The following is a 25666-nucleotide window of genomic DNA, read 5'->3' as shown; positions in this document are numbered from 1 at the left end:
GTCAGGCCGCAGCCTGCGGAAACCCGCCCATACGGTCGAGATGACTTTCGACGTCGTCGATGAAGCCCGGAATGAAACGCAGGTTGCCCATCCGCGCCCGTTTGAGGAAACCTGCAGTCGCGCGGGCGGACAACAGCCGGGTGTCCTCGAGAAACCCGCTGAGATCCTCGTAGGGTTCTTGGACCGGCCACGTCGACATGTGCACCCGAAATGCCTGCCGGTTCATCCCCCACGCCGCAGCGGGCCACGCGTCGCCGGGATTCAGGGGAGTCTCGACGCTGCGCTCGTAGGCGTCCGGCGCCACCAGACGTCCACCCACCCACGACGCCATCCGCACGCTCACGGCGTTGCCGACGAGTTTCCACCTATGGCTATTGCGCAGGCCCGGGACGAGCGCGGCCGGAGCGGTCCAGTCGGGATCGAATCCCTGGAGCCGTTCGGCGTCGATCAGCCCTGGAGTGACGATTTCGCCCGACGGTAACCGCACGGCCGGTGGACTGGCGATCCCGACGGAAGAGCCACCTTTGAGCGTCGGGACCGCATTGACCGCCCAGCCGAGTCCACGGGTGCCCTCGGTCCAGTAGAAGCCGCAGGGATAGTCGGCCGGATCACCCACCGGGCGCTCCCCGGCATCCTCACCGAACAGCACCGGACGAGGGTCGTCGGTACGCGAAGCGAGCATCAAGACCCGCTGACGTCGCTGCGGAAGTCCGAAGGCTCGGGCATCGACCACCCGGTACGCCCACATGTACCCGAGGTCCTCGAGGGCGTCGGTGATATGCCTCATAGCGGCGCCCCGGCCGAGCTGCAACATGAACGGCACGTTCTCGATGAGCAGCCAGCGGGGACCCTTGCGGCGTTTGACCAGTCGGAACACCTCGTCCACCAGACTCGATCGCGAGCCGGTAATCCCGGCCGTCCGCCCCGCCTGGGACAGGTCCTGGCAGGGGAAACCGGCGGCGACCAACTCGATGTCCTGGGGGAGTGACCGCAGCTTCGTGACGTCGGAATGCACCGGCACGTCCTGGAATCGGGTACGCAGAACCGCCTGGGCGCCCGGATCGATCTCACAGAGCAGTTCGGTGTTCCAGCCGTGCTCTCGGAGACCCAACTCGAGCCCGCCGATACCGGCGAACAGGCCCACCATGCTCCCGGTTGACGTCACGGCACCCTTCCTCACGAACCAGTCACCCGAGAACGTTACTCGAGATCTGCACCGACTTTGACCAACGACCCGTGAGTACTTGTTAACAGCGGGGCGTTAACAAGCACTCACGGGTGGCTGAGCGACCTAGACTTCGGGTGGGTGGGTACGCAGGGAGGCGCGATGATTCCCGGGTTTCGCGAGAGGTCGCTGTTTTTGCGCGACGCCCAGGGCAGCGGTCTCGTCGAGGCGTTCGTCATCATCGGCATCCTCACGATCCTGCTCACCCGCGCCTACCTGCACCTGACGGGCTATCCCCAGGTCGGCGGGTCCTCTCTGCACATCGCGCATGTGCTCTGGGGCGGGCTCGGCATGATCGTGGCTCTGGTGACGGTGTTCTCGTTCCTCGGCCGGAAACCGCGCATCGTTGCCGTCGTCGTGGGCGGCATCGGGTTCGGCTTGTTCCTCGACGAGATCGGCAAGTTCGTCACCAAGACCAACGACTACTTCTACCGCCCGTCCGTCGCCATCATGTACGTGGTGATCGTGGTGTTGCTGCTGCTCAATCGGTGGCTGCACGACGTGCGCCCGCCCACCGTCACCGAGGACGTCGCCAACGCGGCCGCCATTGCCCTGGGCGGCCTCGACCGCGGGCTGGACCGGGTGCGGCGAGAGCAGGCCCTCGCTCAGCTCCGTCGCGCGGGCGAGGCGGGGGCGGATGCGTCGACCGTCGCGTGCGTTGCCGATCTGCTCGACCGCTGTCCCGATCGGCAAGGCCGGGTGGTGCCGTCGGTGCGCGAACTCGCGCGACGTGCGACACCCGAGTTCGCGAAGGGCCCTGGAATGCTGTGGACGGCTGCCGTCGGTCTGACCGTTTTCTCCACGCTCGGTCTGATCAGCGCGGTCATCACCCTCGACGACGACCTGCGCGGCGCAGGAGCGGACATCACCACCATCGGTCAGCTCGTCGGTTCGGCCATCGCATTCGTGCTGTGCTGGAGCGCGACGGTGCGGCTGCGCAATGGCAAGATGTGGCCGTTGCAGTTCCTGCGGTCCGCGGCGCTCGTCACCGTGCTGCTTACAGAGGTCTTCGATTTCGTGGCCCAGGAATTCGGCGCGCTGCTCAACGTGGCCGTCGGCCTGGGCGCCCTGATCGTGTTCTCCGCGCGCATCGCGGCGATGGATCGGGCCCGGGCAGCCGATCTCGGCAACTCTGCTGCAACGAAACTCGGCCCATTGCCACCCCGCGAGCCGTCGTCGATTACCGTAGACAGGTGAGCATCCAAGACTCCGGTGCCCCGTCCTGGCCTGCAGTACTGACGTGGCGGGCGGAAAACGCACCCCGTATGGAATCTGTGCGTGTCCAGCTCAGCGGTGACCGCATCAAGGCTGCCGGCCGCATCATCGGCGGCACATGTCCCGAGCACCCCGCGTTCAGCGCCTCCTACGACCTCGTCACCGACGAAAGCGGCGTCACCCGCCGGCTGTCGCTGCGCACCTCTGTCGCCGCAGGTGAGCGGCAGATGTCGATCAGCCGCGACGAGGAAGGTACGTGGATGGTGCAGCACGGTGCCCACCATCAGCGCTCCACATTCGACGGTGCCCTCGACGTGGACATGGTGCTCAGCCCCTTCTTCAACACTCTGCCGATCCGGCGGTACGGGATGCATCTCGGCTCCGAGGACATTCAGGTGCCCGTCGTCTACGTCAACCTCCTCGACCTCCGGGTCGAGGGCGCCATCCTCACCTACAGCAGCGGTCCGGACGGGATTCACGTCCTTTCTCCGGTGTCCAGCTCGTCGGTCACCGTCGACGCCGAAGGGTTCATCCTCAACTACCCGGGGCTGGCGGAACGGATTTAGGCGCTCCGCGCCCGTGAGCGGTTAACGAGTCTCTGCACTCGTCGAGCACTCACAGGCGGCGGAGCCGCCCACCGCGGCGGCCCGCGTCGCGCATCGCCTCGATCCAGCCGTCGTCGCCCGGCACGATGCCGGTGATGTCCCAGGTTTCCTGGTTGTCGTATCGGGTGCGGGCGGCATGTCCGGCGTCGACGAGCGTTGCCGTGGACGACTCCTCGGCCAGTTCGGTCCGAGCGCTCTGCAGCAGTTCAAGCGCCTCGTCGAGGGCGATGAGCAGCGCACTCCGGTTTCCCTCGCACATGGCCCGGACCAGACCGGGTGCGCTTCCGGCGACGCGAGTGCCGTCCCGGAACGACCCCGCCGCCAGCCCCAGCGCCAGCGGCCCACCCGCCTCACCGGTCACGGCCAGGGTTTCGGCGAGCAGGTGCGGGAGGTGCGAAATCCGGGCCACCGCCCGATCGTGTTCGGCGGATTCGGCGGGCACGACGACGGAACCGCAGTCCAAGGCGAGCTGCGCCACCTGCATCCAGATTCCGGGGTCGACGCCGTCGTCGGTGCCGACCACCCACACCGCCTCCCGGAACAGGTCGGCGCTGCCGACGCTCCACCCCGACGCCGACGTTCCGGCCATCGGGTGCCCGCCCACGTACCGGTCTGCGAGTCCTTGACGGGCCGCCGCGGCCGCGACTTCCGCTTTGACACTGACCACATCGGTGATCGGGCAGTTCGGGGCGTAGAGGGCGATCGCGGTCAGGGTGGCTGCCACGGCGGGGACCGGTACGGCGATCACGATGAGCGCCGATTCCGCCGACGCCCTCTGAAGCACCGCGACCAGATCGGTGTCCGCGTCGAATCCGTCCGCCCGCGCGGCCTCGACGGACTGCGCGGAGCGATTGTGGCCCCACGCGTCGCGGCCCGCCCGTACTGCGGCACGGAGGAGGGATCCGCCGATCAAACCGAGGCCCAGGACGCACACCGGAGGTGCGGAAGCGGTATCTGACACCTGCTCAGGTTGGCACATTCGTGTACGGACTTCATTTACCGGCACCCCGCGGGCTACCGTTGCGCTCATGGGTGCACAGCGCGCGGGAAACAACAGCGCCTCGTCGGATCGGGCTGAGGATCTGGAGGGCTTCGGTGTCGCGGTAGTACACGAGGACGGCCGATGGAAGGTCAAGGCCCTCAGCTCGGCCGCTCTGACCAGTTTGAGCGCCGCGGAGGAGGAATTACGGTCCCTCCGCAGCGCGGGCGCGTTCTTCGGTCTGCTGGACGTGGATGACGAATTCTTCATCATTCTGCGGCCGGCGCCGTCGGGCACGCGACTGCTGCTGTCCGACGCCACCGCGGCCATCGATTACGACATCGCAGCGGATGTCCTGGAGGCGCTGAACATCGAGGTGCCGGACATCGACCCGGACGACCTCGACGACGTCGAGCCGTGGGAGGAGGGTGATCTCTCGCTCCTCGCCGACCTGGGGCTCCCCGAACCGGTGCTGGCTGTGATCACCGCCGAAACAGACCTGTACCCGGACGAGCAGCTGGGCATGATCGCTCAGCGCCTCGGCTTCACCACGGAGCTGTCGGGGGTTCTCGACAAACTTCCGCGATAGTTCTCGTCCGGTGACACTTCAGGACGACGAGCGGATGATCCGCGTGGCGATCGAGGCTGCGCGCGCCGCCACCGACGCCGATGTACCAGTGGGTGCCGTGGTGTTCGACGCCGACGGGGTCGAGGTGTCGCGTGCGGTCAACTCACGCGAGGCGATGTCGGACCCGACAGCACATGCGGAGATCATGGCGCTCCGGGAGGCGGCCAGGGTCTACGGCGACGGGTGGCGCCTCGAGGGCACGACGCTGGCTGTGACCCTCGAGCCGTGCACGATGTGCGCAGGAGCGCTGGTGCTCGCGCGGGTGTCGCGTGTCGTCTTCGGCGCGTGGGAACCGAAAACGGGAGCAGTCGGCTCCCTCTGGGACGTCGTCCGCGACCGCCGACTCACCCATCGGCCGCAGGTCCGCGGGGGTGTTCTCGAAGACGAGTGTGCTGGGATCCTCGAGGATTTCTTCCGAGAACGGCGCTGACCGGTTTCAAACGTTTTCGTGGGGTACTCGACAGTGTGTAGCCGGGTCGGCACGATCCGTGCTTCTCTGGAGACAGGCACCGAACGAGGCGCCGCCGGGCCCGGCACCGGGTCCGAAACGGATTCACGGAGGTATCTCATGGGAATCGCAGACAAAGCATCGAACAAGGCCGAAGACCTCAAGGGTCAGGCGAAGGAAACCACAGGCAAGGCCACCAACGACAAGGACCTTCGCGACGAGGGCAAGGCCGATCAGGCATCGTCCGCGGTCAAGGACGCCGGCGAGAAGGTCAAGGACGCCGCGTCGAACCTCAAGGACAAGCTCACGTAAAGCGGCTCCACCTGGCGATTTCAGGCTCGGGCGTCACATCCGGTAAAGTCACCGGCGGTGGCGTGTCCGAGCGGCCTAAGGAGCACGCCTCGAAAGCGTGTGACGGGTAACCCCCGTCCGAGGGTTCAAATCCCTCCGCCACCGCCAAGGGTAAAACCCCTGATCCGGTCCTCGAGACCGGGTCAGGGGTTTTCTCGCGTTTACGGGCCTGTTGTTGCGGGTGCTTCGGCGGAAGCAATGTCGCTGCCTGCGGTGTTTCTCCGCGGCACGGTGAAGGTGGCGACGACGCACAGGACCGCGACCGCGAAGCAGGCGAGTGTGTACCAGAGGTTGCCCACCGGGTCGCCGTTGTCCGTGACGCCGTCGACCGCCCCGAAGTAGTCGGGCAACGCCGTGGCCCAGAGCAGCGCCATCACGCTCAGGTACACCACGCCGTAGCGCTGGACGAAGTGGTTGGTGTACGTGGGTCCATCCTTCTCCCCGCGCAGCCGCATCCACTGGCGGACGAGAATCCAGATCGCGACGACGGTGACGACGAGAAGTTCCGCTGCGTAGAGAACGGCGCGGGCGGTGGTGCTGCCCATTCCGAATACCGTCGCCGGGAGCGGCAGGATGAACGTGCCCAGCGACGCCAGGACACCGATGACGACTGTGCGCCACACCAGTTCGGGACCGGAGAAGCGCCGGCCCTCGTCGACGTGACGGCCGACGAAGAATTGCACGCAGAACGCCAGCGACATCGGCCACAGCACAGCGAACACGACGACACTCGGCAGTGGCACGGAATCGAACAGCGGTTGATTGATCGGATTCTCGGTCGACCACTCCCACCACCGCAGTTGCGGTCCGAGATGGTCGAAGATCTCGTAGAAGGCGTGGTGGACGAAGCCCACGCAGACCGCGCCGGCGAGCACTCCGTACCTGCGGAAGACACCGAGCATTCTGACGATCTCGAAGGCCATCGTGGCCATCAGCGGGTAGATCGAGATGATGTACAGCGGGAGTCGGCCCCAGAGGAACTCCACGGTGAACACGTTGTGCGCGAACATCGTGTCCACGTGGTCCTCGATGCCGAAGGCGGCGGGAAAGTACAGCGGCGGCTCGATGATGAACAGGTACGCGGTTGCGCCGAACCAGAGCACCAGGTTGGTGGGATCGCCCATCCGTCGCATGCGCACGATCGCGACCACGAGCGCGAGCACAGAGCCGAGAACGATGGTGAGCTCGAGGACAGGCAGTGTCCAGTTTTCCAACGCCAGTGGGTTGCGGACCTCGACGAGCCCTCCGGCTTCCTGGCACGAGAACCCGAGCGCCGACGCGAGTTGGTCGAATGTGGGTGAGCAATGATCGGCCATCAGCGCGCCTCCGAAGACGCAACTGTGTCGGCGGAATACCAGTGCGTGACATCGTAGCCGGCCTCGTAACGCTCGAACCACACGTCGGCGAGTGCGGGCAGCTTCTCGTGATCCGGGTTGTGCCGCGGCAGCTGGCTGCGGATGATGCCCACCAACGCGGTGAGTTGCTTGCCGAGCGGGAGATCGTCGAACGCGCGCATCATCGGGCCGTTGTCCTCGACGCGCAGCAGGGGCAACCGCTTGCGCAGGTTCTGCTGACGCCGGTACGAGGCGAACATCGACAGCGCATCGACCTTGCGATCCTCGAGCGGGACGTGCCGATTGAAGCCTTCGCAGGCGATCCGGATCACTTTCAGCACGTGCCGGAAGATCGACGGGGCCATCCGCATCCGGTACATGTCACTCCCGACAACGGAATCGAAGATGATGAGCGCAGAACTTCGGTGTTCTACTTCCTCGACGAAGTGCCAGATGAACAAGGACGCGACCCGGTCGTCTCCGGGCCGGAACAGAGTGGAATCGTTGTCGAGCATCAGCTTGAACACCGGAGTGAAGGTCGCTTCCAAATCGGCGGTGTACGCCAGTCGATAGTTGAGCGAGGTCTGGGCGGTGAGCCGGTCGAATTCTCCGATCACCTCGTCCAGGGTCTCCTGAAGTCCCGGGTATCGATCGATCAGTGCCTTGACGTGCTGGCGGTGAGCCGTCGAGTGCTGCCCTTCCTGCCGCATGAAGGCGTCCGCCTCCTCGGCAACTGCAGGATCGGTGATGAGCGGCTTGGTTTGGAGAATCATTTTCACGATCATCTTCTCGAAGCCGATCGCCAGGAACGAGACCGCGTTGGCCATGCTCGAGAAGGCCGGATTCTCCTCGTTCCACACGAACGGCACGTCGTAATCCGCGAACGCGAAGCGCATCTTTCGGACTTGTAGATCGGTCACTGTGCGATACCTCGTCTTTCGAAACGGGCTGGGTGGAAGCCTCAGTGGCAACGATCATACATACGGCGGCATATCTGTATGATTACTTTCGAGGCTCAGGTTCGAAATGTCGGCGGGGGGCTCTGTGGTAGCGTCGCCGTTCATCTGGATGGGCGCGCTCCCGCCGTGGTTCCGCGCGCCCGACGGACAAAACTCGATCCGAGGAAGCGGCAGTGGCACGAAGGCGCGGCTGGGGGGGTAGTCCACCCGGCGACGATGACGAAGCGTCTCGCCGAATCGTTGCCGCCGCAGTCGAATTGATCGGACAAACGGGTTCGGCGATCAGCATCGCCGATGTGGCGGAGTCGCTCGGCGTTATCCGCCAGACGGTCTACCGATACTTTCCCAGCGCCGACGCACTGATGAGGGCGGCCGCCATCGCGTCCGTCGACGGATTTCTCGATCGACTGACCCGGCAGGTGAAGGGCATCGAGGATCCGGTCGACGCGATGATCGAGGCAGTGGTGTACACATTGGCCGAGGTGCGTCGGACCCCCCACCTCGGCATACTGCTGTCGAGCTCGTACTCGAACGTCGATCCCGAGGGCATCACCTCGCACGAGGCGCGCACCTTCGGGATGACGATGATCAAGCGCTTCGACGTCGACTGGGAGGGCTGCGGGTACGACGACCCCGCTCTCGCGGATCTCGTCGAGTACGTCCTTCGAACCATGCAGTCGTTCTTCGTTTCCCCGGGAAACCCGCCGAGGAGCGACGATGAGATGCGTCGATATCTCCGACGCTGGATGGGGCCTGCGATCGCCCCGCAGCAGCCCGCCGCACCGACTCGACGTGCTGCCGACAGCACTGCCCGCGGCGGCTCTCAGTTCCTGCAGTAGCAGAGCTGGCTACTTCTTAGTGCGCGTTGCCGAGTTCGGCGCCGCATGATCTCACCTTCCGCCGGTGAATTCTTTGTACGCCGACATATTTCCCGAGATCCTGGATCGATGTGCCGCTGCCTGTTTCGGGTCGAGGGCGTGGGGTAACTGCAACAACACGTCCGCTTCGTACGGACCGACGCGTACACACGTTCACGCAGGAGGCAGGGCCAACACATGACTATTCCCGGTGGTAACCCCACACAAGACCAAGCGGGTGCGTGGGCCGATCCCACAACGCACACGCCCACAACGCGCACACAGGACGAGTCGACGACGGACGTCGCGAAGCAGCAGGCGACAGAGGTCGCGAGTGATGCGGCCGGGGCAGGCAAGCACGTCGCCGGTGTCGCAGGTGAACAAGCACAGAATGTCGCCGGCGAGGCGACGCAGCAGGCTAAAGACCTTCTGCAGCAAACACGGAGCGAATTGACTGATCAGGCAGCTACGCAACAGAAGCGAGTGGCGTCGGGCCTTCGGGCCCTCGGTGACGAGTTCGGATCGATGGCGAGAAACTCCGAGCAGCCCGGAATGGCGACCGATCTCACGAAGCAGGTCGCCGAAAAAACACACGCCATCGCCTCGTGGCTGGACGACCGCGAACCCGGGCACGTTCTCGATGAAGTGACGCGATTCGCGCGGCGCAAACCAGGCACCTTCCTCGCTCTGGCCGCCGGCGCCGGGTTGCTCGCCGGTCGACTCGGCCGCTCGTTGATGGCGGCGAACGACGACAGCGGTGCCGCCGCGCCGAACCGTGCCCGCGCAGGTCAGGGTGAACAGTGGCCGCCGGAGGTTCCGGATGCGGGAGCACTCCCTCCGGAGCCGGAGCGGCTGTACGACGCGCCGCCGCAGTACCCGCCCTCCCAATATCCACCTTCGCCACAGCCCGGCTACACCCAGCCTGGGTACTCGCAGCAGCCCGGATACACGGAACCGGGGTACGCCCAACCCGGATACACCGGGCAACCCGGATACACCGGGCAGCCCGGCTACACCCAGCAGCCGGGGTACTCGCAGCAACCCGGGTACACGCAGGAATCCGGCTACCCCGAGACCGGGTACCCGCCGGCCGGCCCGGACGTGACGCGATGAGCGCACCCTACGGACCTCACACCGAAGGAAACGGCACAGAGCCGCCTTCCATCGGCGAGTTGCTGTCGAACGTCAGCGAAGATCTCACCGTCCTGATGCGTCAAGAAGTGGCGCTCGCGAAAGCCGAAGCGACGCAGACCGCCAATCGCGTCGGTAAGGGCGCGGGCATGCTGGCCGGCGCCGCGGTAGCCGCGCACTTTGCGGTGCTCTTCCTGTCCGTTGCCGCATGGTGGAGCCTCGGCAATGCGATCGGACGCGGCTGGTCCGCGCTGGTCGTCATGCTCGTGTGGGCGATCATCGCCGCCGTTCTGGCCGTACTCGGCCGGGCGGCACTGAAGAAGGCGCGTGGCCTCCCGCAGACCACCGACACCGCCAAGAAAATTCCCGACGCGCTCACCCCTCACCCCCAGGAGTCGCCATGACCACCAGCCAGGACCCCGACCGTATCCGCGCCGACATCGAACGCACCCGCCGTAATCTCAGCGCCGACGTGGACACCCTCGCTCGGGAAGCGAACCCCACCACCATTGCGAAGAGAAAGGTGGGCAGGATGACCAGCGCGGTCGGCGGCGTGCGCGACCGCGTGATGGGGTCCGCGCAGGACGCCGGCTCCAGCCTCGCCGACGCGCAGAGTTCCGCCGCCGACGCCGCGCAGTCAGCTCCGCGCGCGGTGCGCCGGCACACGCAGGGCAACCCGTTGGCGGCCGGACTGATCGCCTTCGGTGCCGGGTTGCTGGTGGCGTCGATGCTTCCCGCGAGTGAGCGCGAACAGGAGGCCGCTCTCGCGGTGAAGGAGAAGGCCGAGCCCCTCACGCAGGAACTGACCGATGTCGCGAAGGACGCGGCCCAGAACCTGAAGGAGCCCGCCCAGAACGCCACCCAGGCGGTCAAAGAGACGGTGACCGAGGCCGCGGACACCGTGAAGGCGGAGGGAACGTCCGCCGCTCAGGACGTGCAGGGCCGTGCGGCCGATGCGAAGGACACGGTCCGAGAACAGCAACGCTGACCCGGAATACCGACGCCCCGTTCGGATTCCCACCCGAGCGGGGCACACGTATGTCTCGGTGGGTTCGACGATGCACCAGCGACGACCCCACCGCGCGAACCGAGTGACAGCCATTGAAGCTGCAACTACCCTGTCTGCATGAAGAAGCTGTGGTGGGCCATCGGCGGAGTCGTTGCCGTTCTCGTGCTCGCGGTCCTGGTCGGCCCGTGGGCATACGGTCAGTTCATCGCCGAGGACGATGCCCCGGCGGCGTCGGTGTCGACCGAGGGCGCCGAGGCGGCTTCCGGGTCGGTCGACGGGCAGTGGACGGTCGTACCCGGCGAGGCGCCGAACCAGACCGCCGCGGGATACACCGTCCACGAAATCCTCAACGGCGCGAGCGTGACAGTGGTCGGTTCCACAGGTGAAGTCGCCGGTTCGGCCACCGTCGAGGGCGAGAAGCTGACCGCCGGCGAGGTGAGCGTGCAGGTCGCCGGCATCACCACCGATCAGCCGCGTCGAGACGCTCAGTTCCGCGGCAACGTGATGGACACCGACACCCATCCGACAGCCACATTCACCGTCGACGAGCCGGTCGACCTGTCCGGTCTTCCCGACGACGGTTCGGTGGGGACGGTGACCGCCCAGGGCACCCTGACGCTCGAGGGGCAGTCGCGTCCGGTCACGGTGGACATCGAGGTTCTGCGTTCCGGCGACGACCTGATCGCCTCGGGCAGCATCCCGGTCACCTGGACCGACTTCGGAGTGCAGCCACCGTCACTGGGCTTCGTGACCGTGGACGGCCGCGGCACCGTGGACTTCCTGATCAGCCTGGCGCGCTCCTGACGGCGCCCATCCGGGCGGTCCGAACACGTAGCCGAGTTTGTCTCGCCACGACCGCGCGTCGCGCCAGTCCCGCCCGATCGCGGCGTACTCATGGGTCTGCAGCTTCCAGATGTTGTACGTCCCGACCGGTTTGGTGAGCCCATAAGTGGGGCGGTGGGTTTCGGCCCGGAAGGTCCCGAACATTCTGTCCCACACGATGAGGATTCCGGCGTAATTGCGGTCGAGATACTCGGAATCGCAGCCGTGGTGAACCCGGTGATGAGAGGGAGTGTTGAACACGAATTCGATCGGCCGGGGAAGCTTGTCGACTCGCTCGGTATGCACGAAGAACTGGTAGACGAGGTTCACGGAGAAGCCGATGAAGACCATCCACGGTGGAATACCGATGAGCGGCAGTGGAATCCACATCACGATCTCGCCGCTGTTGTTCCACTTCTGCCGCAACGCGGTGGCGAAGTTGAAGTACTCACTGGAGTGATGCGCCTGATGGGTGGCCCAGATCAGCCGGATGCGATGGGCCATCCGATGGTAGGCGTAGAAGAGGAGGTCCACTCCGACCAGCAGGATCACCCAGGTGTACCAGGCGTCCGCCGGTAAATGCCACGGTGCGAGATACACCCAGATCGCGGAGTAACCGACGAGTGCCAGCAGCTTCCATGCCGCCGTCGTCGCGATGGAGACCGCGCCCATCGACACGCTTGCACGGGCGTCGCGGCGCTCGTATCCACCGGGTGCCGGACGGGACCTGCCGTCGGGCCCGATCGCCGCGTCCTCGAGGTGGCGGGCCGCCAGCCACTCGATGGCGAGGAACACCACGAACGCGGGAACGGCGAGCGTCACAGGTTCGTGAAGTGGCTCGAACAGGGCCGAAGTCCACGCCGACATCACGGTGTCCCACATGCGTCCTCCGCACAATACGATCGTCCAGTTCACGGTACGTGATGGCGATCACTCACGGACCCTCGGCGCACGTTTGCTCCTTTTCATACTCAGGTGATAGGAATTTGGTGTGCACATCACCGCCAAGGTGGACTACGCCGTGCGGACGCTCATCGAATTGGCCGCTGCCGGGCCGTCACCGTCCAAAGCCGAGTTCCTCGCGCATGCGCAGACCATTCCGCACAAATTCCTCGAAGCCGTGCTCGCCGACCTCCGTCGTGGGGGACTGGTGAACAGCAGGCGCGGCCCCGACGGCGGATACTGGCTTGCCCGTCCGGCGTCGGACATCTCCATCGCCGACGTGATTCGTACCGTCGAGGGGCCGCTGGCCTCGGTGCGCGGCGAGAGGCCCGAGGACGTGGAATACGGCGGGCCGGCGGCCAAGCTGCAAGACGTGTGGATCGCCGTGCGAGTGAACCTGCGTGCGGTACTCGAGAACGTGAGTGTGGCCGACATCGCGGAGCAGCGGCTCCCAGACTTCCTCACCGCACTCACCGCGGATCCCGGTGCGTGGGAGCGCCGCCCCCGTGCGGCTGCACCGGCGGCCGAGGACGCACAGCGCGGCTGATCGTGCGGGCCGCCGCTCAGGGCTTGCGCGCGAGGTATCCGAACATCGTCACGGACATGTGAAAGTCGCCGGTGTGGGCGCCCGACTCCAGCTGCTCGAGAATGGCTCTCCGTTCGGCGGGGGAGATCGCGCCTTCGGCCACCGCCGCATCCATCATCATTGTGACCAGCGGACCCGTGGCGTCGCCGGGTTCCTGCATCAGTGCCTGCGAACCTGTGTCCTCGACGACGAGTCCGGCCCGCGTCAACTGACCCGGCAGAAGCCGGCCCGAATACGGATTGGCGGTGTTCGTCAGCATCACGCCGGTGATGCGCGCGAGAACGTCGGGATCGCCCGGGTGCAGTATCGCCGTTCCCCAGTCGCTGTCGAGGATCACGGCTCTTCCGCCCGGTTTCACGACGCGCGCCACTTCCGCTGCCGCTCGTTCCGGCTCGGTCAAATGCTGGAAGACCCGCTCGCAGCGCACGGCGTCCAGACTGCCCGTCGCGAAGGGTAGGGAGTAGGCGGTGCCGACGACGAACTGCGCCGTCGACCGCGCGGCCTCCGTCCGTTCGCGCGCGAGGAGCACCATTCCGGGATTCGGGTCCAGCCCGATCGCTCGCCCCGCCGCGCCGACGGCACGAGCCATTGTCCGGGTCTCCGATCCGGTTCCCGAGCCGATGTCGAGCGTGTGTTCGCCCGGTTCGAGGTGGAGGGCGTCGTGGGACCAGGCGCGCAGACGTCGGATTCCCGGCCGCTCGGCCTGGATGTCGAGGACGGAGGCGAGTTGTTCGAGGGCGTCTCGGTCTATCTCGTCGGACCGAAACGACAGCGGCACGGCCGAATCTGCCATGAATCCACGGTAGTTCAGCGGTGACGGCGAGCACAGCCGAACGGTCGAGTGGTCAACGTCATAGAAATTGCACTCCTCTGCAAAATTGCAGAGTTCTGCAAGTTCTGTACGGTGGATGGAGTGATTTCGGAAATGGGACTGCGGGACCGTAAGAAAGCCGCCACTCGCGCGGCTCTCAGCGGTGCCGCCGCGCGCCTGGCCCGGGCGCTGGGCATCGAATGCGTCACCGCCGACGCCATCGCGTCCGAGGCGGGTGTGTCGACTCGGACGTTCCACAACTACTTCTCCAGCAAGGAAGAGGCGGTTCTGGCGCATTTCGAGGAGTCCGTTCACGACTGGGTGAACCTGCTCCGCGCTCGTCCGGAAGACGAGCCGATCTGGGATTCCCTCGAACACGTGGTGGTCCAGATCGTCACCGATCCCGCGAAACCCCTCGAAGAGACCGTCGTGATGATGGAGCTCGTCGAGACCAGTCCCGCGCTGCTCGCGAAGAAGCTCGAGGTGCACCTTCGGGTGACCCGCCTGGTCGGTGAGGTGATCGCCGAACGAACGGGCACGAATATCGACACCGACCTCTACCCCAACCTGCTGCACATGGCAGTCGGCTCGGCATGCAAGGTGTCGCTCGATCTGTGGATGAGCGGCAAATCGGGTGCGAGCGGACCCGAAGAACTGGTCCGCGACGCCATGCGTCAACTCCGTCAGGGAATCCCGCAGCCGTAACCGGTTGCGCCCGACCCCTCGTTCCACCGACTCAGAAGGAGCCTCCAGTGGCCACCTATCTCTATCGGATCGGCAGATTCGCCTACCGGCGAAAAGGTGCGGTCATCAGCGTCTGGTTGGTGATCCTCGTCCTCATGGGTGTCGGGGCGGCGACCCTGTCGGGTCCCACCAAGGACTCGTTTTCCATTCCCGGCACCCCAGCGCAGCAGGCGCAGGACTTGATGGCCGAGCGCTTCCCCGAAGCGGCCGGCAACAACCCCATGGAAGCGGTGAGCGCCAGGTTCGTCTTCGCCGCACCCGAGGGGCAGACCCTGGAGAGTGAACAGAGCCGGCAGGCGATGGACGCCGTGCTCGCCAAGGTGCGGGGAATCGAACAGGTCCAGGATGCGGCCAAGGTCGATCCCGCGGTTGCTTCGGGAGCCGACGCCGCGCTGGCACTGGTCAACCCGGTCGAGGCGAACACGCAGCTCCTCGACATGGCGAAGTCCTCCGCCGCGGACAAGGGGATCAGCGAAGAGACGGCCGTCGCGAACGCACAGGCGTTGTCACCGCTGAACGCGGACAAGACCGTCGGCTACGTCGAGGTGCCCTTCAAGGGCGACATGGGCGACGTGGACAAGGCTCTGCGCGAACAGATCTCGTCGGCAGCCGACGCCGGCCGCAACGCCGGCCTGACCGTCGAGATCAGTGGATCGGCCGCCAACGATGCCGAACCGCCGGGCGGCGCCACCGAGCTCGTCGGAATCGGTGTGGCGGCCGTGGTTCTGGCCTTGACCTTCGGCTCGCTCGTCGCAGCCGGCCTCCCCTTGATCACCGCGATCATCGGAATCATGATCGGCAGCCTGGGAATCACCGTGGCCACCGGGTTCACCGACCTGAGTTCGATGACGCCCACCCTGGCCATCATGATCGGCCTCGCAGTCGCCATCGACTACTCACTGTTCATCGTGTCGCGTTTCCGACACGAACTCTCCCTCACGTCGGACCGCTCGGAAGCGGCGGGACGTGCCGTCGGCACCGCCGGTTCCGCCGTGGTGTTCGCCGGTCTCACGGTCATCATCGCGCTGATCGCGCTGCGCGTCGTCGGAATCCCGTTCCTCACGGACATGGGTGCGGCCGCCGCGTTCACGGTGCTCATCGCCGTCATGATCGCGCTCACACTGCTGCCGGCCATCCTCGGGTTGTTCGGGCGCAAGGCATTTGCCGGAAAGATCCCTTTTCTGCAGGGTCGTGACCTCGAAGACGACGAGGGCAAGCCGAGCTTCGCGCTGCGCTACATCAGCGCAGTGGTGCGCAGACCCGCCATTCCGTTGATCGCCGGTGTCGTGCTGCTGGGCGCACTCGCCATTCCCGCGACGGGACTCAGCCTCGCTCTTCCGAGTGAGGGCACAGGCGACCCCGCCACCAGCTCGCGGCAGGCCTACGACCTGGTGGGCGAAGGATTCGGTCCCGGCAAGAACGGTCCACTGCTCGTCGTCGTCGACGCCAAGGACCTCACCTCCGGCACACCGGCTGCCGCGTTCGACGAAGTGGTGAACACCATCTCGGCGCAGGACGACGTGTCGAACGCTCAGATCGTGGGCGTGAACCGGGCGGGTGACACCGCGCAAATCCTGGTGACGCCGTCCAGTGCCCCCAGCGATCCGGCGACGATGGATCTGGTGAACAACATCCGCGGTGCGGAGGCGGAGTTGCACGACTCGATCGGCGTCAACTACGGCGTCACCGGGCAGACCGCGCTCGAAGGTGACGTGTCCGAGACGCTGCAGGATGCGCTGATTCCGTACCTCGCCGTGGTCGTGGGTCTCGCCTTCCTCCTCCTGCTGCTGGTGTTCCGCTCGATACTGGTGCCGCTGACGGCAACGCTCGGCTTCCTGCTCAGCGTCGCCGCAACCTTCGGTGCCACGGTCGCCGTGTTCCAGGAAGGCTGGGGAGGCCTCATCGCCAACCCGCAGCCGATCGTGAGCTTCATGCCGATCTTCCTGATCGGAGTGGTGTTCGGGCTCGCGATGGACTACCAGGTGTTCCTGGTGACGCGGATGCGTGAGGAGTACGTCCACGGTGCGACCGCGAAGCAGGCAGTCACCGTCGGCTTCAACCACGGCGCCCGCGTCGTCAGCGCAGCGGCCGTCATCATGATGTCGGTGTTCGCCGCCTTCATCGCCGAACCCAACTCGTTCATCAAGTCGATCGGCTTTGCTCTGGCGGTGGCCGTGTTCTTCGACGCCTTCGTGGTCAGGATGGTGATCATCCCGTCGGTCATGGCGCTGCTCGGCGACAAGGCCTGGTGGCTGCCCAAGTGGCTCGACAAGATCCTGCCCAACGTCGACATCGAGGGCGAGAAGCTACGCCAGGCGCTCCCCGAGTCGGACGACGCGCTAGTAGGCGCTCCGCGCCCGTGAGTGGTTGAGGAGTCTCTGGACTCCTCAACCACTCACGGGCCGCAGGCCCGGTAACCTTCGAAGATCATGATGACGCGTCAGGACCGCAGCCCATGCTGAACCGCTTGCTCTCCACCTACCTTCGCCCGTACAAGCGGGAATTGATGCTGGTGGTCCTGTTCCAACTGGTCGCGACGGCGGCCGCGCTCTACCTCCCCAGCCTCAATGCCGACCTCATCGACAACGGGGTCACGAAGGGCGACACCGGTTACATCCTGTGGACGGGTGGCGTGATGTTGCTCGTCACCCTCGTCCAGATTGTGTGTTCCATCGGTTCCGTGTACTTCGGCGCGCGCGCGGCCATGGGCTTTGGGCGTGACGTGCGCCGGGCGGTGATGCATCAGGTCGGTAGCTTCTCGTCCCGCGAATTCGGCCGGTTCGGTGCACCGTCGCTGATCACCCGTAACACCAACGACGTGCAGCAGGTGCAGATGCTCGTCGTGATGAGCTGCACCATTCTGGTGATGGCGCCGATCATGTGCATCGGCGGCATCGCGATGTCGATACGCGAGGATGTCGGGCTCGCCTGGATCCTCGCCGTCACCGTGCCGGTCCTCGGATTGTCCATGGGGTTCGTGATCTCGCGGATGGTGCCCGCCTTCCGCGAGATGCAGACCCGGATCGACGGTGTCAACCGCGTCCTGCGCGAGCAGATCACCGGCATCCGCGTGGTCCGGGCGTTCGTCCGTGAACGCTCCGAGATCGAGCGTTTCGAGACGGCCAACGAACAACTCACCCAGACCGCCCTGCGCGTCGGCCGCCTCACCGCGATCATGTTTCCCCTGGTCATGGTGATCGCCAATATCACCAGCGTGGCCGTCATCTGGTTCGGCGGGCACGAAATCGACAGCGGCAGTATGCAGATCGGTTCGCTGACGGCGATGCTCAGTTACATCATGCAGATCCTGATGTCGGTGATGATGGCCTCGTTCATCGCGATGATGGCACCGCGGGCGACGGTATGTGCAGAACGCATCGGTGAGGTTCTGGCCACCGAGTCGACCGTGGTCCCGCCGGCCGAACCTGTCACCCGGATCGAGCATCCGGGGGTGGTGGAACTGCGTGACGCGCAATTCAAGTTCCCCGGCGCCGACGAACCGGTGCTCCGCGACATCAGCTTCCGGGCAGAACCGGGCAAAACCACCGCCATCATCGGTGGCACCGGATCCGGTAAGACCACGCTGCTCTCGCTGATCCCCCGCCTCATAGACGCCACGGCCGGCACCGTCACCGTCTCCGATGTCGACGTACGGCGCCTCGACCTCGACGTTCTGCGGTCGGGGATCGGTTTGGTTCCGCAACGGCCGTATCTGTTCTCGGGCACCGTCGCCACCAATCTGCGGTACGGCAAGCCCGACGCGAGCGAAGAGGAGTTGTGGCACGCGCTGGAGATCGCGCAGGCCGCCGATTTCGTCCGGGCGATGCCGGAGGGCCTGGACACCCCCATCGCGCAGGGGGGCACGACCGTGTCGGGTGGGCAGCGACAGCGCCTGGCCATCGCACGGGCTCTGGTGCGCCGCCCGTCGATCTACCTCTTCGACGATTCGTTCTCTGCTCTCGACCTCACCACCGACGCGCGACTGCGCGCCGCGCTCGAACCGGAAACGGCGGACGCCTGCGTGATCCTTGTGGCGCAACGGGTGTCGACCATCGTGGAGGCCGACCAGATCGTGGTGCTCGAGGACGGCGCCATCGTCGGAATCGGTACCCACGACCACCTGCTCGACACCTGCCCCTGTTACGTCGAAATCGTCGAATCCCAACGATCGATTCAGGAAGCCCTATGAGCGATCGCACGAGCACCGCCACCGCCGAGAAGCCGGCGGGCCCCCGTATCCCGGGGCCGGTCGCGCCCGGAGCGCCCGGCTCCAAGCCGCACGCTCTGTGGCCGTCCACCAAGAGGTTGCTGGGGCGGATGCGGCCACATCGCATCGCCGTGAGCACCGTCATTCTGGTCGCCGGGGTGGCGGTGGTGCTCACCTCCATCGCGCCGCGCCTTCTCGGTCAGGGCACCAACATCATTTTCGACGGCATCGTCGGCAAGCAGTTGCCGGCGGGAATGTCGAAGGACCAGGCCGTCGCCGCTCTGCGGGCCGACGGACAGGGCACGTTCGCGGACATGGTGTCCGGCATGGCCGTGATACCCGGAGTCGGTATCGACTTCGGGGCACTCGGTCGTGTTCTCGCGATCGTCCTCGCGTTGTACGTCGGGTCGTCGGTATTCATGTGGCTGTCCGGGTACCTCCTCAACATCGTCGTGCAGGGAGTGGTGAAGAACCTGCGCGCCGAGGTGGAACGGAAGATCCACCGGCTTCCGCTGCGCTACTTCGATTCCCATTCCCGCGGTGACCTACTCAGTCGCGTCACCAACGACATCGACAACGTGTCGCAGTCGTTGCAGCAGACGATGAGCCAGCTGATCGTGTCGGCCATGACCGTGATCGGCATCCTGGTGATGATGATCGTGATCTCGCCGTTGCTCGCACTCATCGCCGTACTCACCGTCCCGCTGTCGGTGCTGGTGACAGCGCAGATCGCGAAACGCTCCAAGACGCATTTCGTTGCGCAGTGGAAATCGACCGGGGCGCTCAACGCCGAGGTGGAAGAGGCCTTCACCGGCCATGAACTGGTCACCGTGTTCGGCCGCAGCCGTGAGGTGGAGGCCCGGTTCGAGGAACAGAACGAAAACCTGTACCAAGCGAGTTACCGGGCGCAGTTCATCTCGGGCCTCATCATGCCCGCGATCATGTTCCTCGGAAACCTCAACTTCGTGGCCATCGCCGTCCTCGGCGGCATGCGGGTGGCGTCCGGCACGATGAGTCTCGGTGACGTGCAGGCGTTCATCCAGTACTCCCGCCAGTTCACGCAACCGCTCACCCAGATCGGCGCCATGGTCAACCTCATGCAGTCGGGTGTGGCCTCCGCGGAGCGGGTGTTCGCGATCCTCGACGAGGACGAGGAAGAGCCGGATCTGCTCGACGCCCGGACCCCCGAGCTGGCGAAGGGACACGTCGAGTTCTCGAACGTCTCCTTCAGTTACTCGCCGGAGAAGCCGCTGATCGAAAACCTGTCACTGGTGGCCGAGCCGGGACAGATGGTCGCGATCGTGGGGCCGACCGGCGCGGGAAAGACCACGCTGGTCAACCTCATCCTGCGGTTCTACGACCTCGACGGCGGCAGGATCCTCCTCGACGGTGTCGACATCGCCGAGATGTCTCGGGACGACCTGCGGTCCCGGATCGGCATGGTGTTGCAGGACGCCTGGTTGTTCGGGGGCACCATCCGCGACAACATCGCCTACGGCCGGCCCGACGCCACGGAGGAGGAGATTCTCGCGGCGGCACGGATCACCTACGTCGACCGGTTCGTCCACTCGCTGCCCGACGGCTACGACACCGTCATCGACGAGGAAGGCAGCAACATCAGCGCCGGTGAGAAGCAGCTGATCACGATTGCGCGCGCCTTCATCTCGCAGCCGTCGATCCTGATCCTCGACGAGGCGACGAGTTCGGTGGACACCCGTACCGAACTGCTGGTGCAGCACGCCACGGCGGTCCTGCGCAGCGACCGCACCAGCTTCGTGATCGCACACCGGCTGTCGACGATTCGCGACGCCGATCTGATCGTCGTGATGGAGGACGGGCGGATCGTCGAGCAAGGCAGCCATGAAGATCTGCTGATCGCCCGCGGTGCGTACTACCGGCTGTACAACAGCCAGTTCGTGGGTGCCGACGTCTGACCGGTCTCCCTATTTGACGAGGGTGAACTGCATGACGTCGATGTGCCCGGACCGGAAATGGGCGGCGCAACCGAGAAGATACTTCATGAACCGTTCATACATTTCCGATGAGGACAGCTCGATCGCCTCGGCGCGGCGTGCCGTCAGAGCGTCGGCCCAGTGCTCGAGCGTCCGCACGTAGTGCTGCTGCAATGATTGAATCCGCTCGATCCGGAAGTTCGCCTTGTCGACGGCTTCTTCGATCCACTGCGGTTGGGGCAGTTGGCCACCCGGGAAGATTTGCCGCTTGATGAAGATGTGGAAGAGGGCGTTCTCGCGAGTCACCGGGATGCCCATCTCCTTCAGGGCCGACAGGGGGTGGCCGATGATCGTGTGCAGGAGCATCCGGCCGTCGTCCGGCAGCATGTCGTAGCAGTTGGCGAAGAAGGTGTCGTACCGTTCGCGCCGGAAGTGTTCGAAGGCGCCGATGCTGACGATCCGGTCCACCTTGTCGTGGTATTCCTCCCATCCCCGGAGATGGACTCGGCCCGTCCGGGGACCGGGATGGTCCGCCAGCAGCCTGCTCACGTGGTCGTACTGATTACGGCTGAGCGTGAGGCCTTCGACGTTGACGTCGTACTTCTCCATCGCCCGCAACATCGCCGCGCCCCAGCCGCACCCGATGTCGAGAAGGGTCATTCCGGGGTGCAGATCGCACTTGCCCAGTGACAGATCGATCTTCGCGCGCTGAGCCTCCTCCAGGGTCATGTCCTCGCGTTCGAAGTACGCGCAGCTGTACGTCATGGTCGGGTCGAGGAACAGTGCGAAAAAGTCGTCCGAAAGGTCGTAGTGCGACTGCACCTGCCGATAGAAGGGTTTCAACGCTGTGTGCGACATACCTGACCCCTTGTCTCCTCGGGCCGGCCGCCTCCCGGGCGATCCGGAGGACTCCTCGCGCCGACTCTGCCGGGGGGATACCCAAACTTTCCCGGCTGACTCACCCGCGCATACCGGAGGTGAGGAAGTGCGCACGGCCGGCCGTGATTGGATACACCAGTGAATGCTGTAGTCCCCACCCCGCCCGATCCGTTCTTCACCGTAGGCACGCGACTCGAGGGCCGGCTGGGCCGGACCGGGACCATTCACACGCCGCACGGGGACTTCGCGACACCCTCGTTCGTGGCCGTCGGCACCAAGGCCACGGTGAAGGCGGTGCTGCCCGAGAGCATGAAGGACCTCGGCGCGCAGTCCGTGCTCGCCAATGCCTATCACCTGTACCTGCAGCCCGGGCCGGACATCGTCGACGAGGCCGGGGGCTTGGGCAAGTTCATGAACTGGGACGGCCCCACCTTCACCGACAGCGGTGGCTTCCAGGTGATGTCGCTGGGGGTGGGTTTCAAGAAAGTCCTCGCCATGGAGGCCGTCGGCGTGCGATCCGACGACGTGATCGCGAAGGGCAAGGAACGTCTGGCCACAGTCGACGACGACGGCGTCACCTTCAAATCGCACCTGGACGGGTCGCGGCATCGGTTCACGCCCGAGGTGTCGATGCAGATCCAGCATCAGCTCGGCGCCGACATCATGTTCGCGTTCGACGAGCTCACCACCCTGCTGAACACCCGCGGCTATCAGGAGAGGTCCGTGGAGCGGACCCAGGCGTGGGCGGTGCGGTGCATCGCCGAACACGAGAAGCTCACGGCCGAGCGGGCGCACCGTCCCTATCAGGCCCTCTTCGGTGTGGTTCAGGGCGCTCAGTATGAGGATCTACGCAGGCAGGCCTGCCGCGGACTCGAGTCGATTCGCGGGGAGAGCGGACGCGGATTCGACGGGTACGGCATCGGCGGCGCTTTGGAGAAGCAGAACCTCGGCACCATCGTCCGCTGGTGCAACGAGGAGCTGCCCGAGCACAAGCCCCGGCACATGCTCGGCATCAGCGAGCCGGACGATTTCTTCGTGGCCATCGAGAACGGCGCCGACACCTTCGACTGCGTCAACCCGTCACGCGTGGCGCGCAACGCGGCGATCTATCACCCGGACGGCCGCTTCAATATCAACACCAGCAAGAACCGTCGGGACTTCACGCCGATCGACGAGAACTGCGACTGCTACACCTGCGCCAACTACACGCGGGCGTACCTCCATCACCTGTTCAAGGCCAAGGAGATGCTGGCGTCGACCCTCTGCACCATCCACAACGAACGGTTCACCGTGCGGCTGGTCGACCAGATCCGGGGAAGCATCGAGGGCGGCTACTTCGACGAGTTCAAGGTCGACACCCTGGGCCGCTTCTACGCCGCGAGAACGTAGGTCGGTTCGCGCTTCTTCACGTAGGCGATGACCCGATAAGTGATGGGCATGACCAGCACCTCCACCAGCGTCTTCCACAGGAAACCGACGATCACGTAGTTGACGAAATCGGTCCACGTCGAGATACCGATGGCGCCGGCGGCGATGGAGCAGAAGATCAGCGTGTCGGCGAATTCCCCGATGACGGTGGAGCCGATCAGCCGCGCCCACAGATGCTTTTCCTTGGTGCGCTCCTTGATGAGGACCAGCGTCGCCGAGTTCAGCATCTGGCCCACCAGATAACCGGCCAGTCCGGCGAGCAACAGTCGGGGATAGACACCGACGACGGCGCTGAGGGCGTCCTGGTTTTCGTAGAAATCGGCGGAGGGGAGTGCGATGAGGAGCCAGAAGCAGAACGCGGCGAGAATCAGGGCGCCGAATCCCAGATAGATGGCCCGACGCGTCGACTTGAACCCGTACACCTCGCTGAGGACGTCGCCGACGATGTAGGCGAGCGGGAAGAGGAAGAAGCCGCCGTCGGTGATGACGGGCAGGATCTGCAGCGGCCCGAGGGTCAGCGAAGAATCACTGAAGAATGCGACCCCCTTGGTCGCGCAGATATTCGAGATCAGCAGCGTCGCGGTGAACAATGCGACGAACGTGGGGTAGTACCCGCGACTGACGTGCGCGAACGTGGCATGGTCGGCTTGCTCTACGTGCTGATCTGAGGCTGTCACGCCGCAATCCAAGCACTTGCGGGTGGAGTGGCGCGAATCAGGAACGGGTGAACGTACCTTTTGTCCGATCTGAAGCGACGAAAGGTACGTTCACCCGTAGGTGCAGCGCCAGTGGCAGCGGTCAGCCCTGAACGACGCGCGTACCGCCGGCGAGCTCGTCGTGCTTGCCCTGTTTCGTGGGGCTGCTGTTGATCGTCACACCGATGACGATCGCCGCGACCGTGCCGAGGAGCCCGAACACGAGCCCGATCAGCGGCAGCCCGCCGAGCGCCGAAAGGACGTAGAAGCTGTTCCGGATCAGCGACTGCTGCTGTGTGGGCAGTACACCGTTCGGTCCTACCACCCGAAGGCCGAACAGCTGCTTACCCGGGGTCTGCCCGCGCGTGGTCTCCAGCAGCACGAAGTACCCGACCACTGCAGCCGCGGTGAGAAGGGCACCGACGACGCTACCGAGAACCGAACCGAGTGCCAGCGAGATGATCGTCGTGACGATGGCGGTGGGAATCCCCACGATCAGGCCGTCGATTACGCGCGCACCCAGGCGTGGAAGCAGCTCGCCCGGGCGGGACGTGTCGAACCCGAAATCGGGCTGGGCGAACGGTGCAGTACCGAAAGCCTGCCCCGAATCGAACTGTTGCCCACTGGATTGCTGCCCGTACCGGTGTTCCCCCTGCGGCTGGGCGCCGAACGGTTGGTGCCCTTGGTTCGGATCGAATCCGCCAGTAGTCATATTTCCCCCTCGAATCTCGAGTCTGTGTGTCTCGGATGACGCCGAGCACATTACGCGTGGGGAGAGTGGGGTTCATGTGACGGATAGCGAAACGGGTGAGCGTGCTTGCCGTCCGTGTGGACGGGAAGCACGCTCACCCGCGGTGAGTTCAGGCCGTCAGGCTGAAACGTAACGACCGGTGAGCACGCGGTATGCGTACGTCGAGGCGATGATCGTGAGGGGAATCGTGACGAACAGACCGAGCCCACACGGAATCGCGCCGAGAATATTGATACCGACCAAAGCGAGAGCCAGCAGGAGAAGCGGTCCCACGTTCTGGGAAATGATTCCGAAGCTGGACTTGATACCGGTGACGGCGTCCTGATTCTGGTCGATCACGAACTGCAGCGTCCACCATGTCAGGAAGACGACGATCAGACCCGGAATGACGAGCAGGATGAAACCGATGGTGGACAGCACACCGACGATCAAGCTCGCGATGATGATCGCACCGACATTCGTGAACTGGAAGAACGATCCGAAGGCAGGCTTGTTGCCGTCCACCTCGTGGAGCGCTCCCCGCACAAGGGCGGCATTGATCAGATAACCGACCACCGTGGTGACGAGCGTTCCGATGATTCGCCACACCGTGAAGGTGTCGGAGAAGTCGGAGGACGTGCTGAAACCGCCGAAGATCAGGTTCAAGACGACCTGGATGACCGCCGCGACCAGCATGATCCCGATCCAGATGAGCGCGTTGTCCTTGAACTTGTTCCAGCCGTAGCTGATCGCGTTGCCCACCGACAGCTGTCCCGGTGTCTGGCCGGGGGCGCCGTAACCCGTTACGGGCGGAGGCGGCGGATATCCACCCGGCGGCGGACCCTGCGGCGGCGGTGGGTAATTACCCTGCGGCGGGTAATTACCGCCCTGTTGGGGTGGATAATTCCCGCCCTGCTGCGGAGGCGGGTAATTCCCGGGAGGCGGCGGGTAGTTTCCGCCGGGGGGCGGCGGATATCCGCCGGGAGGTGGTCCCTGCGGCGGCGGTGGGTAATTCCCGGGGGGCGGCGGATATCCGCCGGGAGGTGGTGGGGGATTGCCCTGCGGGGGGTATCCGCCCTGATCACCGCCCTCTGGTTTGTCGTTCGGGTCGTATCCACCAGTCGTCATG

Annotated in this window: 26 protein-coding genes and 1 tRNA gene; 17 read left to right on the top strand and 10 right to left on the bottom strand. The window is 65.3% G+C overall.

The window, feature by feature from the left end; all coding sequences use genetic code 11:
* Position 1: 1 nt before the first annotated feature.
* On the bottom strand, positions 2-1147 hold the full coding sequence (locus R4P95_RS21580; RefSeq protein WP_213577398.1) for a DNA cytosine methyltransferase: 1146 nt from the start codon (positions 1145-1147) through the stop codon (positions 2-4).
* Positions 1148-1327: 180 nt separating this feature from the next.
* Between R4P95_RS21580 and R4P95_RS21575 the strand changes: the two genes are divergently transcribed.
* Entirely contained in the window at positions 1328-2422 is a 1095-nt protein-coding gene (locus R4P95_RS21575) for a hypothetical protein (protein WP_213577396.1), read from the top strand.
* A complete protein-coding gene (locus R4P95_RS21570; protein WP_159918876.1) occupies positions 2419-3006 on the top strand; it encodes a putative glycolipid-binding domain-containing protein in 588 nt (195 codons plus the stop codon). Before R4P95_RS21575 ends, R4P95_RS21570 begins: the two co-directional genes overlap by 4 nt.
* A gap of 49 nt (positions 3007-3055) precedes the next feature.
* On the opposite strand, the gene R4P95_RS21565 is transcribed toward R4P95_RS21570, so the two are convergent.
* Positions 3056-4024 carry a prephenate dehydrogenase gene (locus R4P95_RS21565; RefSeq protein WP_317745716.1) on the bottom strand — a complete coding sequence of 323 codons (969 nt, stop codon included), beginning with the start codon at positions 4022-4024 and terminating at the stop codon, positions 3056-3058.
* A 49-nt stretch (positions 4025-4073) separates the two neighbouring features.
* Here R4P95_RS21565 and R4P95_RS21560 point away from each other — a divergent pair, with 49 nt between their 5' ends.
* The 4 genes from R4P95_RS21560 to R4P95_RS21545 all read left to right on the top strand — a co-directional run bounded on the left by R4P95_RS21560 (position 4074) and on the right by R4P95_RS21545 (position 5559).
* Positions 4074-4613: a tRNA adenosine deaminase-associated protein gene (locus R4P95_RS21560; protein WP_317745232.1), complete on the top strand. Its 540-nt coding sequence runs from the start codon at positions 4074-4076 to the stop codon at positions 4611-4613.
* A 10-nt stretch (positions 4614-4623) separates the two neighbouring features.
* Positions 4624-5082, top strand: a complete 459-nt coding sequence (locus tag R4P95_RS21555; protein WP_109326169.1) for a nucleoside deaminase — start codon at positions 4624-4626, stop codon at positions 5080-5082.
* A gap of 138 nt (positions 5083-5220) precedes the next feature.
* On the top strand, positions 5221-5412 hold the full coding sequence (locus R4P95_RS21550) for a CsbD family protein (protein WP_159918878.1): 192 nt from the start codon (positions 5221-5223) through the stop codon (positions 5410-5412).
* Between the two features lie 56 nt (positions 5413-5468).
* Positions 5469-5559, top strand: a tRNA-Ser gene (locus R4P95_RS21545).
* Positions 5560-5612: 53 nt separating this feature from the next.
* Here R4P95_RS21545 and R4P95_RS21540 read toward each other — a convergent pair.
* Positions 5613-6767 carry a hypothetical protein gene (locus tag R4P95_RS21540; protein WP_317745231.1) on the bottom strand — a complete coding sequence of 385 codons (1155 nt, stop codon included), beginning with the start codon at positions 6765-6767 and terminating at the stop codon, positions 5613-5615.
* Positions 6767-7705 (bottom strand): metal-dependent hydrolase, encoded by a 939-nt coding sequence (locus R4P95_RS21535; protein ID WP_213574592.1) that lies wholly within the window; start codon positions 7703-7705, stop codon positions 6767-6769. Before R4P95_RS21535 ends, R4P95_RS21540 begins: the two co-directional genes overlap by 1 nt.
* A 212-nt stretch (positions 7706-7917) precedes the next feature.
* Here R4P95_RS21535 and R4P95_RS21530 point away from each other — a divergent pair, with 212 nt between their 5' ends.
* The 5 genes from R4P95_RS21530 (at position 7918) to R4P95_RS21510 (ending at position 11545) form a co-directional block, all read left to right on the top strand.
* Positions 7918-8583, top strand: coding sequence for a helix-turn-helix domain-containing protein (locus R4P95_RS21530; protein ID WP_317745230.1), 666 nt, complete (start codon positions 7918-7920; stop codon positions 8581-8583).
* Between the two features lie 216 nt (positions 8584-8799).
* The gene (locus R4P95_RS21525; protein ID WP_317745229.1) at positions 8800-9714 is read left to right on the top strand and encodes a hypothetical protein; all 915 of its coding nucleotides are present in this window, start codon (positions 8800-8802) and stop codon (positions 9712-9714) included.
* Positions 9711-10136 carry a phage holin family protein gene (locus tag R4P95_RS21520; RefSeq protein ID WP_213574588.1) on the top strand — a complete coding sequence of 142 codons (426 nt, stop codon included), beginning with the start codon at positions 9711-9713 and terminating at the stop codon, positions 10134-10136. Before R4P95_RS21525 ends, R4P95_RS21520 begins: the two co-directional genes overlap by 4 nt.
* Complete coding sequence (locus R4P95_RS21515; protein WP_317745228.1) at positions 10133-10720, top strand: DUF3618 domain-containing protein; 588 nt, start codon at positions 10133-10135, stop codon at positions 10718-10720. The genes R4P95_RS21520 and R4P95_RS21515 overlap by 4 nt, the downstream gene beginning before the upstream one ends.
* 138 nt (positions 10721-10858) lie before the next feature.
* Positions 10859-11545, top strand: a complete 687-nt coding sequence (locus tag R4P95_RS21510) for a YceI family protein (protein ID WP_317745227.1) — start codon at positions 10859-10861, stop codon at positions 11543-11545.
* On the opposite strand, the gene R4P95_RS21505 is transcribed toward R4P95_RS21510, so the two are convergent.
* The gene (locus R4P95_RS21505; protein ID WP_317745226.1) at positions 11477-12445 is read right to left on the bottom strand and encodes a sterol desaturase family protein; all 969 of its coding nucleotides are present in this window, start codon (positions 12443-12445) and stop codon (positions 11477-11479) included. The two genes, R4P95_RS21510 and R4P95_RS21505, sit on opposite strands and share 69 nt — an antisense overlap.
* Before the next feature lie 109 nt (positions 12446-12554).
* Between R4P95_RS21505 and R4P95_RS21500 the strand changes: the two genes are divergently transcribed.
* Entirely contained in the window at positions 12555-13052 is a 498-nt protein-coding gene (locus R4P95_RS21500) for an RrF2 family transcriptional regulator (RefSeq protein WP_213574584.1), read from the top strand.
* Between the two features lie 16 nt (positions 13053-13068).
* Here the strand turns inward: R4P95_RS21500 and R4P95_RS21495 are convergent, their stop codons facing one another.
* Positions 13069-13884, bottom strand: coding sequence for a methyltransferase domain-containing protein (locus tag R4P95_RS21495; protein ID WP_317745225.1), 816 nt, complete (start codon positions 13882-13884; stop codon positions 13069-13071).
* A gap of 120 nt (positions 13885-14004) precedes the next feature.
* On the opposite strand from R4P95_RS21495, the gene R4P95_RS21490 reads away from it, so the two are divergent.
* The 4 genes from R4P95_RS21490 to R4P95_RS21475 all read left to right on the top strand — a co-directional run bounded on the left by R4P95_RS21490 (position 14005) and on the right by R4P95_RS21475 (position 20787).
* The gene (locus R4P95_RS21490; protein WP_109326193.1) at positions 14005-14607 is read left to right on the top strand and encodes a TetR/AcrR family transcriptional regulator; all 603 of its coding nucleotides are present in this window, start codon (positions 14005-14007) and stop codon (positions 14605-14607) included.
* Positions 14608-14654: 47 nt separating this feature from the next.
* Positions 14655-17009, top strand: a complete 2355-nt coding sequence (locus tag R4P95_RS21485; protein WP_317745224.1) for an MMPL family transporter — start codon at positions 14655-14657, stop codon at positions 17007-17009.
* 92 nt (positions 17010-17101) lie between these two features.
* The gene (locus R4P95_RS21480) at positions 17102-18835 is read left to right on the top strand and encodes an ABC transporter ATP-binding protein (RefSeq protein WP_317745223.1); all 1734 of its coding nucleotides are present in this window, start codon (positions 17102-17104) and stop codon (positions 18833-18835) included.
* Positions 18832-20787 carry an ABC transporter ATP-binding protein gene (locus tag R4P95_RS21475; RefSeq protein ID WP_250765396.1) on the top strand — a complete coding sequence of 652 codons (1956 nt, stop codon included), beginning with the start codon at positions 18832-18834 and terminating at the stop codon, positions 20785-20787. Before R4P95_RS21480 ends, R4P95_RS21475 begins: the two co-directional genes overlap by 4 nt.
* A 9-nt stretch (positions 20788-20796) precedes the next feature.
* Here the strand turns inward: R4P95_RS21475 and R4P95_RS21470 are convergent, their stop codons facing one another.
* Entirely contained in the window at positions 20797-21663 is an 867-nt protein-coding gene (locus R4P95_RS21470) for a cyclopropane mycolic acid synthase family methyltransferase (RefSeq protein WP_317745222.1), read from the bottom strand.
* Positions 21664-21822: 159 nt separating this feature from the next.
* On the opposite strand from R4P95_RS21470, the gene tgt reads away from it, so the two are divergent.
* Positions 21823-23073 (top strand): tRNA guanosine(34) transglycosylase Tgt, encoded by a 1251-nt coding sequence (gene tgt, locus R4P95_RS21465; RefSeq protein WP_317745221.1) that lies wholly within the window; start codon positions 21823-21825, stop codon positions 23071-23073.
* Here the strand turns inward: tgt and R4P95_RS21460 are convergent.
* The 3 genes from R4P95_RS21460 to R4P95_RS21450 all read right to left on the bottom strand — a co-directional run bounded on the left by R4P95_RS21460 (position 23055) and on the right by R4P95_RS21450 (position 25665).
* The gene (locus R4P95_RS21460) at positions 23055-23789 is read right to left on the bottom strand and encodes a queuosine precursor transporter (RefSeq protein ID WP_317745220.1); all 735 of its coding nucleotides are present in this window, start codon (positions 23787-23789) and stop codon (positions 23055-23057) included. The two genes, tgt and R4P95_RS21460, sit on opposite strands and share 19 nt — an antisense overlap.
* A gap of 121 nt (positions 23790-23910) precedes the next feature.
* On the bottom strand, positions 23911-24519 hold the full coding sequence (locus R4P95_RS21455; RefSeq protein ID WP_317745219.1) for an RDD family protein: 609 nt from the start codon (positions 24517-24519) through the stop codon (positions 23911-23913).
* 156 nt (positions 24520-24675) lie between these two features.
* A complete protein-coding gene (locus tag R4P95_RS21450; RefSeq protein WP_317745218.1) occupies positions 24676-25665 on the bottom strand; it encodes a hypothetical protein in 990 nt (329 codons plus the stop codon).
* Position 25666: the final 1 nt, after the last annotated feature.

The organism is Rhodococcus sp. IEGM 27, assembly GCF_033142305.1.
Taxonomy (GTDB): Bacteria; Actinomycetota; Actinomycetes; order Mycobacteriales; family Mycobacteriaceae; genus Rhodococcus_F; species Rhodococcus_F oxybenzonivorans.
Note: the sequence above shows the minus strand (reverse complement) of the source record. Positions and strands in the feature narration are given on the sequence as shown.

Excerpts from the sequence above, each read along its gene's own strand:
- R4P95_RS21560 (WP_317745232.1), top strand. The coding sequence starts at position 4,074 with ATGGGTGCACAGCGCGCGGGAAACAACAGCGCCTCGTCGGATCGGGCT.
- R4P95_RS21480 (WP_317745223.1), top strand. The coding sequence starts at position 17,102 with ATGCTGAACCGCTTGCTCTCCACCTACCTTCGCCCGTACAAGCGGGAA.
- R4P95_RS21470 (WP_317745222.1), bottom strand. The coding sequence starts at position 21,663 with ATGTCGCACACAGCGTTGAAACCCTTCTATCGGCAGGTGCAGTCGCAC.
- R4P95_RS21505 (WP_317745226.1), bottom strand. The coding sequence starts at position 12,445 with ATGTGGGACACCGTGATGTCGGCGTGGACTTCGGCCCTGTTCGAGCCA.
- R4P95_RS21525 (WP_317745229.1), top strand. The coding sequence starts at position 8,800 with ATGACTATTCCCGGTGGTAACCCCACACAAGACCAAGCGGGTGCGTGG.
- R4P95_RS21475 (WP_250765396.1), top strand. The coding sequence starts at position 18,832 with ATGAGCGATCGCACGAGCACCGCCACCGCCGAGAAGCCGGCGGGCCCC.
- R4P95_RS21515 (WP_317745228.1), top strand. The coding sequence starts at position 10,133 with ATGACCACCAGCCAGGACCCCGACCGTATCCGCGCCGACATCGAACGC.
- R4P95_RS21540 (WP_317745231.1), bottom strand. The coding sequence starts at position 6,767 with ATGGCCGATCATTGCTCACCCACATTCGACCAACTCGCGTCGGCGCTC.
- R4P95_RS21510 (WP_317745227.1), top strand. The coding sequence starts at position 10,859 with ATGAAGAAGCTGTGGTGGGCCATCGGCGGAGTCGTTGCCGTTCTCGTG.
- R4P95_RS21520 (WP_213574588.1), top strand. The coding sequence starts at position 9,711 with ATGAGCGCACCCTACGGACCTCACACCGAAGGAAACGGCACAGAGCCG.
- R4P95_RS21550 (WP_159918878.1), top strand. The coding sequence starts at position 5,221 with ATGGGAATCGCAGACAAAGCATCGAACAAGGCCGAAGACCTCAAGGGT.
- R4P95_RS21575 (WP_213577396.1), top strand. The coding sequence starts at position 1,328 with ATGATTCCCGGGTTTCGCGAGAGGTCGCTGTTTTTGCGCGACGCCCAG.
- R4P95_RS21495 (WP_317745225.1), bottom strand. The coding sequence starts at position 13,884 with ATGGCAGATTCGGCCGTGCCGCTGTCGTTTCGGTCCGACGAGATAGAC.
- R4P95_RS21565 (WP_317745716.1), bottom strand. The coding sequence starts at position 4,024 with ATGTGCCAACCTGAGCAGGTGTCAGATACCGCTTCCGCACCTCCGGTG.
- R4P95_RS21450 (WP_317745218.1), bottom strand. The coding sequence starts at position 25,665 with ATGACGACTGGTGGATACGACCCGAACGACAAACCAGAGGGCGGTGAT.
- R4P95_RS21580 (WP_213577398.1), bottom strand. The coding sequence starts at position 1,147 with ATGGTGGGCCTGTTCGCCGGTATCGGCGGGCTCGAGTTGGGTCTCCGA.
- R4P95_RS21455 (WP_317745219.1), bottom strand. The coding sequence starts at position 24,519 with ATGACTACTGGCGGATTCGATCCGAACCAAGGGCACCAACCGTTCGGC.